Genomic DNA, 7,062 nt, shown 5'->3' with positions numbered 1-7,062 from the left:
CCGGCGCCGTGCCCTGGCCCTCCTGGAAAATTCTCCGAGAGAACCTTCGTGAGGAAGTCAGGGAGCAAGCGTTATGCGCCGAATAGCACAGAATTCGTGGGGATCCTTCAGAGGTGGAGCGGATTTATAAACTGATTGACGCGGCTACATCGGCGATGAATCTCCTTCAAGAACGCCGCTCCGCCCTGATCTCCGCCGCCGTGACCGGCAAGATCGACGTACGCGGTTGGCAGTCGCCGAGGGGCTCATCGGTCACCGCTGATACCACGCAAACGGAGATAGTATGACGCAAGGACGCAGTATCCGGCTCTTCCTGGTGGACGGCACGCCCAACGGCCTGCTTTCCGCCGAGATCATGAACTGGACCGGCCACGTTCTCACCGGACCGCGCAGCAAGCTGGTCCAGCCCCCTGACAAGGGGGCGTTCAGCTCTCCAGTTTCATTTTTATGTTGTGTTCTGGTTAAGAGGATGCCTTTCGATATTGTTTTTCCGAAAAAACAGAATATTGGAAAATGGGGTGAATTATGGCTTTCTGGGATTCTTTATACAAAGAAATTTGGCTGTCAGGAGTGTTTAACCAGACCAAAGAGCAAAATGAGCTCATTGAAGGTGTTCTTTTTGATATTTGGATGAGAGGTCATCTTGAACGCAGTCCGATACAGTCATCTGCGTTGCCGTTGCTTAGTATGATTATTGGTTTTTTTCTTTCAATCATATCGCTGCCTTTTACATTTGCTAAGATGATTCCAGAGATTTTTTTCTCTGCAGTGGCTGCGGGTATTTTATATTTAGCATGGCCTACGCTAAGTGCTGCTATCTCTGCTTTTCTTCTTTGCTTAATATTTTTATGCAGAGAATCTTTTTTGAGTTTTTTGAGAAATTTTATTTTTGACATTGCTGATATTCTTCTTCTTGGAAGACTGACAGCTAGGAAGCTGACAGTTATTCAGGCTTGCGGGCCTATGAAACGCTTTCGTGGGGACAAGTTTTTAGAACATCTTTTTGTATCAAGGATACTTGCATCAGGTCCTTTGTGTAGAGAGGCTGATTCATTCCAACACTGTGCCAAGCTGTTACAGAATGATTGGCCGCAACTAAATGGCCTGATTGAGGGATATTGGAATAGTGGAAGATTTGATAGTTTCTATTGGGGCGAAAAGCTAAAGCATCTTCAGTTAAGTTAATTTTTTGCATGATTTTTACATCACTTGCCTCACGATAAATTGATCGCATTGGCGAGTAAGTGCCTTTGGTAAGCGCTTGGTGGAAGATGCCCCGGTGCTGATCGAGCCAGCTTTTCTATCTATGCTTGGCCTGTAAATAGAAAAATTAGGGGGTGAAGTCATGAGAAAGTTTTTTATGAGCATGTTGATACTGCTGATCACTTTTCTTGCGGCTGCAATTTGGGGTTTATTGGGTTCTGTGGCTGGGCTTCCGGGGGATATTGTTGGAATAACCGCAGTTTTTATTGCTTTCATTATTTTTGTTGGTCTTGCAAAGAAATTGCTATAAATCCAGGGATCAAGGGGTGGGGCTGAAGGTATATCCTTGAAAACAAAAGGCCCCGACGCATTCGCCGAGGCCCCTTGCCGATCGGGCATTCCCAATCCATTTGCATATGATAGACACGTAGTCCGCTGCTGGCAACCCGAGAGAATGTATTGGTGGCTGTCCCCAGCGCTTCATATCACGGAGACTCCATCACCATGTGCGGCCGCTTCGCACGCTACAGCGACTTCCCCAGTCTGGCAGCCTCCCTCAGGCTACCGCTGGCCGAGGGTGAGCTGACGCCCCGCTACAACGTGGCGCCGGGCACCTGGATCAGCGCGGTGCGCCGGCATGAAGACGGTGGCCAGCTGAGCCTCGAACCGCTCTGGTGGGGCTACCGGCCCCACTGGGCCGACGACAAGGCTCCACAGCCCATCAATGCCACTGTCGAGAAGGTCGCTACCTCTCCTTATTTCCGCGGGGCCTTTTCCCATCACCGCTGCCTGGTGCCGGCAGACGGCTGGTACGAATGGCAGACCGTGGAAGGCCGCAAGCAGCCCCAGTACCTGACCCGCCGCGACGGCGAGCCGCTGTGGTTTGCCGGCATCTGGATGGAGCGCCCGGATGGCAAGCCCGGATGCGCCATCCTCACCGAGCCCGCCCGAGGCGTCGCTAAGGCAATTCACCCGCGGATGCCGCTGATCCTTGATCAGCAGAGCCTTGAGCCCTGGCTCGATCCCGAGCTGACGGAGCGCGAAACGATCCGCCACCTTGTCCACCACCTACCGCACGATCAACTGACTCACTGGCCGGTGAGCACCCGGGTCAACCGGCCCGTGGAAGATGATGCGGTGCTAATCGAGGCGGTATATTGAAGCAATGGGAAGCCTGATCGATTGGGCCTGGCCTCTTTTCGGCAACCTAGCCTGTGTAAAGTTGATGGCGGCTCCTTTACAGATGGCCCGTATATGTAAAATTGAAGCGCTCAAGTCCGTACCCGGTAACAACACCCCTCACGCCTCTCATGGAAGTGCACCACGGGGGTTACTTTTTGTGTGCTCAGCGCCGACGGCGTAGGCTAAGGGAAATAAAGCCTGATTCGCAGGGGATGACATGGCGGACAGCAGGGAAGCGCCGTTCCAGCAGGACGTCATCGACGCCATGCTGGCCGGCGGCTGGAAGACCGGGCCGGCCAGCGGCTATGACCGCGCCAAGGCGCTGTATACCGAGGATCTGCTCGCCTACGTGCAGGAGGCCCAGCCCGAGCGCTGGGCGAAGTTCTGCAAGGCCAATCCCCAGGCACCCGAGACGGTGTTCGTGCAGAAGGTGGTCCGCGAGTTGGACAAAGCGGGCACCCTCGAGGTGCTGCGCCACGGCCTCAAGGTGCCGGGGGTAAAGTTCGACCTTTGCAGCTTCCCGCCCGATCACGGCATGAACCCCGATGCCCTGGCCCGCTCTCGCGCCAACCGCCTGCGGGTGGTCCCGGAAGTTGCCTACTCGCCACACGCCCGCGAGAAGGGCACAGGCCAGCAGAGCTACAACCCGCGCCTCGACCTGGTGCTGTTCGTCAACGGCCTGCCCACCGCGACGCTCGAGCTCAAGAGCGAGTTCAAGCAGTCGGTGGAGAACGCCAAGCGCCAGTATCGCCGCGACCGGCCGATCAAGGATCCGCTTACCCGCAAGCCTGAGCCACTGCTGACCTTCAAGCGCGGCGCCCTGGTCCACTTCGCGGTCAGCCAGGACCAGGTGGCCATGACCACCAAGCTCGCCGGCGACGCGACCTTCTTCCTGCCTTTCAACAGAGGCACTCTGGACGGGGAAGCCGGCAACCCGCCCGCAGCGGACGAGGCCAGCTACGCCACCGCCTACCTGTGGGAGCAGGTCTTCGCCCCGGCGGCCTGGCTGAAGATCCTGGGTCGCTTCCTGCACCTGGAGAAGAAGCCATTCGAGGACTTCCATGGCCGGCGCCAGACCAAGGAGACCTTGATCTTCCCCCGCTATCACCAGTGGGAGGTGGTCAACCGGCTGATCGAGGCCACGCGCGAGGAGGGGCCGGGAAGCCGCTACCTGGTGCAGCACAGCGCCGGCTCGGGCAAGTCGAATTCGATCGCCTGGGCGGCCCACCAGCTGGCCAATCTCTACGACGACGCCGGCCAGAAGCGCTTCAACTCGGTGATCGTGGTCACCGATCGCACCGTGCTCGACAGCCAGCTGCAGGACACCATCTATCAGTTCGAGCATGCCCATGGCGTGGTGAAGCCCATCACCCGTGATGTCGGCAACCAGAGCAAGTCGGAGCAGCTCGCCGAGGCGCTAGCCACCAACACCCGGATCATCATCGTCACCATCCAGACCTTCCCGGCGCTGTTCGACGCCCTGGACAAGCGCCCTCAACTCGCCGAGGGCAACTACGCGGTGATCGCCGACGAGGCCCACTCCTCGCAGACGGGCAGCTCGGCCAGCAAGCTCAAGGCCCTGCTGGCAGCCGCGGGAGAGGCTCAGGAGGGCGCCGAGAGTGAGGGCAGCGGCGAGCTGGAAATAAGCGCCGAGACCCTGATGGACGCCGCCGTGGCCGCCAGGCGGCCCAGCGAGCGGATCAGCTACTACGCCTTCACCGCCACGCCCAAGGCCAAGACCCTGGAGCTGTTCGGCCGGCCGGCGAACCGGCGCCCGCTGGATCCCTCGCTACCAGCCAGTGCCGACAACCTGCCCGAGCCGTTCCATCTCTACTCCATGCGCCAGGCCATCGAGGAGGGCTTCATCCTCGACGTGCTGCAGAACTACGTCACCTACGGCACTGCCTGGAAGTTGGCCCATCCCGAGGGGGATGACGAGGAGGTCGAGTCGAAGAAGGCTTCCCGGACCCTGGCGCGCTGGGTGCGGCTGCACCCCTACAACATCAACCAGAAGGTCGAGGTGATCGTCGAGCACTTCCGCGCCAACGTGCGCCACCTGCTCGACGGCCAGGCCAAGGCCATGGTGGTGACCGCCAGTCGTCAGGAAGCCGTGCGCTACCAGCTGGCCATGAAGGCCTACATCGCCCAGCAGGGCTATGACGACGTCCACCCGTTGGTGGCCTTCTCCGGCACGGTACCCGCCGACGAGGAGATCCCCGAGGAAGTCGCCGAAACCAGCACGATCCTCAACCCCGGTCTCAAAGGGCGGGACCTGGCCGACGCCTTCGACACCGGCGACTTCAACGTGATGATCGCCGCCAACAAGTTCCAGACCGGCTTCGACCAGCCCAAGCTGTGTGCCATGTACGTGGACAAGAAGCTGCAGGGTGTGGACTGCGTGCAGACCCTCTCGCGGCTGAACCGCACCTTCCCCGGCAAACAGACCTTCATCCTCGACTTCTTCAACGATTCCCACGCGATTCTCGAGGCCTTCGCGCCCTACTACCGCAAGGCCGAGCTGGCCGACGTCTCCGACCCCCAGGTGGTCTTCGACCTGCAGCGCAGCCTGGATGCCAGCGGGATCTACTACCGCGAGGAGGTCGAGGGGTTTGCCAAGGCCTTCTTCGACCCCAAGGCGCCATCCTCCAGCCTCAGCTACTACTGTCGTCCCGCCCAGGACCGCTTCCGGCACCGTTATCAAGCGATTCTCGAGCAGCTGCAGGTCTGGAAGGAGGAGCGACGCCGCGCCGACCAGCAGGGCGACGACAAGGGCCTGAAGCGCGCCGAGCAGGAACTGGAGGATGCCGGCAAGACTCGCGACGAGCTCGACCTGTTCCGCAAGAACCTGCAGAGCTTCGTGCGTGCCTACGAGTTCCTGTCGCAGATCGTCACCTTCGATGATGTGGAGCTTGAGCAGCTCTGCGTGTTCGCGCGCCATCTCCATCCGCTGCTGCGCATGGATCGCCTGCAGGAAGAGGACCCCATCGATGTTAGCGAACTGGAGCTGACGCACTACCGACTTACCAAACGTGCCGAGCAGCGCCTGCAGCTCGAGCAGGAGACCGGCGATTATGGCCTCAAGCCGATCACCGAGGTCGGCTCAGGGGCGCCCCATGACCCCGAGAAGCAGCGCCTGGCCGAGATCATCGACAAGCTCAATGATCTCTACGGCGCCGAGGTCAGCGATGAGGACAAGCTGCACTTCGCCAACGGCATCGCTGACCGTATCGAGCGGGACGAGTCGGTGATGGCTCAGGTCCGCAACCATAGTGAAGGCCAGGTGATGCACGGCCTCTTTCCCAAGCGGGTCACCGACGCCGTGCTCGACGCCATGAGCGACCACGAGAAGCTCAGCATGCCACTGCTGGAAGACCAGGAGACTGGTAGGCAGTTTGCGCTTTTAGTCTATAAAATATTAGCACTAAGAGATTCCTGAATCCGTGATCCCGAAGCCCAAGTCTTCCCTATCTCGCCTCCCGAGCAATTTTTGATCACCGGCATCCCCTTTCTCGGTCCTGGTGATGACTGACCAGGGCGATATCGGCCTCCTTGCCCCCTGTTGACGGCCTGTTTCTCCACCCTTTCACCGCCATTTGCGACAGCCAGGCACGCCTTGCCCGCCAGCCAGTGCGGCAGCGTCGGTTTGCTGATGATCCGACAGGATCGTCCGGTCAGCATGGCGCGGCCTTGGGATAGCGAAACCGGCGACGCAACGTCTTCAGTACCGTCATGCGCCCGATGTCCTGGCCGAAATCGAGAATGATCTGCCGCGCCTTGTGGATCACCAGGGCGGCACGATGCACCAGCTCTTGCAGGACCGTGCGCAGCCGCCGGCGTTTCGCCGGATGACGCACCGGACTGAGCTCGCCGGTCATGCCGAGCTGCCCCATCAGCCGCAGGATGTTGTAGGCCAGCTGTGCCAGATGCAGGATCAGGTCGTTGGTGGCGAACTTGCCCGAGGGCAGGCGCTCCAGGTCGAGGTCGGTCTTGATCTCGCTGTGGAACTGTTCGTGAGTGGCATGCGCCTGGTAGCGCTGGATCACCGCCTGCGGTGCCTCGTCCAGGCGGGTCCACCAGCCTTCCAGTTCATATTCCGGTTCGATCAGCAGCTGGCCATCGTGATCGGCGGTGCGCTCGACCAGGCGCATCACCCGCTTGACGACGTATTCGACCTGGTGGTCGTCACGGATCGAGACGGTTTGCGTCCACAGCGCCTGGCGCTTGCCGGGACGCAGCGCCTCCCAATAGTCCGCCGCCACAGCCAGCCAGGTGTCCTGATCGTCCTTGGCCGAGCGGCGCGGGTTCCACTTGACGAGATAGTCCAGCACGCGCCCGTCCTCGGCGCAGGCCTGACGCTGCTGTTCGAGCAGCGCCAGATGCGCCTGGCTGTCGAAGCCGCTGTCTTCGCGCACTAGCAGCGGCGCCTGGGTCATTTGGTAGGCGCGCGGCAGCACCTGCTCCAGGAAGGCATTGCTCTCCTTCATGGTGTGCTGCTTGCCGGGACGCAGTTCCAGCCCCAGACACCACCCCTCGTTGCCCAGATAAGCGGCAATCGGGGTGTAGCCGCTGAAGGATCCCCACGAATTCTGTGCTATTCGGCGCATAACGCTTGCTCCCTGACTTCCTCACGAAGGTTCTCTCGGAGAATTTTCCAGGAGGGCCAGGGCACGGCGCCGG

The 7,062-nt window shown here is 60.0% G+C and carries 6 protein-coding genes; 5 read left to right on the top strand and 1 reads right to left on the bottom strand.

The window, feature by feature from the left end; all coding sequences use genetic code 11:
- Positions 1–283 precede the first annotated feature (283 nt).
- The 5 genes from OP497_RS17220 (at position 284) to OP497_RS17200 (ending at position 5,821) form a co-directional block, all read left to right on the top strand.
- On the top strand, positions 284–634 hold the full coding sequence (locus tag OP497_RS17220) for a hypothetical protein (RefSeq protein WP_280550702.1): 351 nt from the start codon (positions 284–286) through the stop codon (positions 632–634).
- The gene (locus tag OP497_RS17215; RefSeq protein ID WP_280550701.1) at positions 571–1,185 is read left to right on the top strand and encodes a hypothetical protein; all 615 of its coding nucleotides are present in this window, start codon (positions 571–573) and stop codon (positions 1,183–1,185) included. The genes OP497_RS17220 and OP497_RS17215 overlap by 64 nt, the downstream gene beginning before the upstream one ends.
- A gap of 160 nt (positions 1,186–1,345) precedes the next feature.
- Positions 1,346–1,513 (top strand): hypothetical protein, encoded by a 168-nt coding sequence (locus tag OP497_RS17210; RefSeq protein WP_280550699.1) that lies wholly within the window; start codon positions 1,346–1,348, stop codon positions 1,511–1,513.
- A 194-nt stretch (positions 1,514–1,707) separates the two neighbouring features.
- Complete coding sequence (locus OP497_RS17205) at positions 1,708–2,364, top strand: SOS response-associated peptidase (RefSeq protein WP_280550697.1); 657 nt, start codon at positions 1,708–1,710, stop codon at positions 2,362–2,364.
- 238 nt (positions 2,365–2,602) lie between these two features.
- A complete protein-coding gene (locus tag OP497_RS17200; protein ID WP_280550695.1) occupies positions 2,603–5,821 on the top strand; it encodes a DEAD/DEAH box helicase family protein in 3,219 nt (1,072 codons plus the stop codon).
- Between the two features lie 235 nt (positions 5,822–6,056).
- Here OP497_RS17200 and OP497_RS17195 read toward each other — a convergent pair whose 3' ends face one another.
- Positions 6,057–6,989, bottom strand: coding sequence for an IS1380 family transposase (locus OP497_RS17195; RefSeq protein ID WP_280550693.1), 933 nt, complete (start codon positions 6,987–6,989; stop codon positions 6,057–6,059).
- Between the last annotated feature and the right edge of the window lie 73 nt (positions 6,990–7,062).

The sequence above is a fragment of the Halomonas sp. 11-S5 genome, assembly GCF_029889825.1.
In the GTDB taxonomy this organism is placed as follows: Bacteria; Pseudomonadota; Gammaproteobacteria; order Pseudomonadales; family Halomonadaceae; genus Halomonas.
This window is presented reverse-complemented; position numbering and strand designations above follow the sequence as displayed.

Bases quoted from the DNA above. Each gene is read 5' to 3' on its own strand.
- OP497_RS17220 (WP_280550702.1), top strand. From the start codon at position 284: ATGACGCAAGGACGCAGTATCCGGCTCTTCCTGGTGGACGGCACGCCC.
- OP497_RS17210 (WP_280550699.1), top strand. From the start codon at position 1,346: ATGAGAAAGTTTTTTATGAGCATGTTGATACTGCTGATCACTTTTCTT.
- OP497_RS17205 (WP_280550697.1), top strand. From the start codon at position 1,708: ATGTGCGGCCGCTTCGCACGCTACAGCGACTTCCCCAGTCTGGCAGCC.
- OP497_RS17200 (WP_280550695.1), top strand. From the start codon at position 2,603: ATGGCGGACAGCAGGGAAGCGCCGTTCCAGCAGGACGTCATCGACGCC.
- OP497_RS17195 (WP_280550693.1), bottom strand. From the start codon at position 6,989: ATGCGCCGAATAGCACAGAATTCGTGGGGATCCTTCAGCGGCTACACC.